The organism is Pseudomonas sp. AC463 (assembly GCF_979253585.1).
The window spans coordinates 1-314 of the sequence record NZ_CEEDDZ010000366.1; the positions used below are offsets into that span (position 1 = coordinate 1).

Below are 314 nucleotides of genomic sequence, written 5' to 3' on the forward strand. Positions count from 1 at the left end.
GGGATTTGCGAGTAGAAGGAAATGATATCCAGGAACGCGTCGCTGCTAACGTCGATGGACAGCGGTTGCGTTGCACGCGTCTCTCCGAAGAGATCAAAAGAATGCTGCCACGGGGGAGTTCCTGTATAGACAGCAATGTCAGTTCCTGGCTGACTGAAGTCCCGGCGGGAGGCTGTTCTCGTATCGAACGTAAATCGACCCGACACGTCGCCATTCAGTCGATTTGTCGTACTGGCATATTCGATGGTCACGACACGAGCCTCCGCGGCCCCGGACCACAACGCAAGCGCTGCAACTGCACCAAGATACTTGAT

Annotated in this window: 1 protein-coding gene; it reads right to left on the reverse strand. The window is 55.1% G+C overall.

Features of this window, described 5'->3' with window-relative positions; genetic code table 11:
• Positions 1–251, reverse strand: a 251-nt coding sequence (locus tag AC0IYH_RS30555) for a hypothetical protein (protein WP_471837906.1), incomplete at its 3' end; no start/stop codon positions are given.
• Positions 252–314 lie beyond the last annotated feature (63 nt).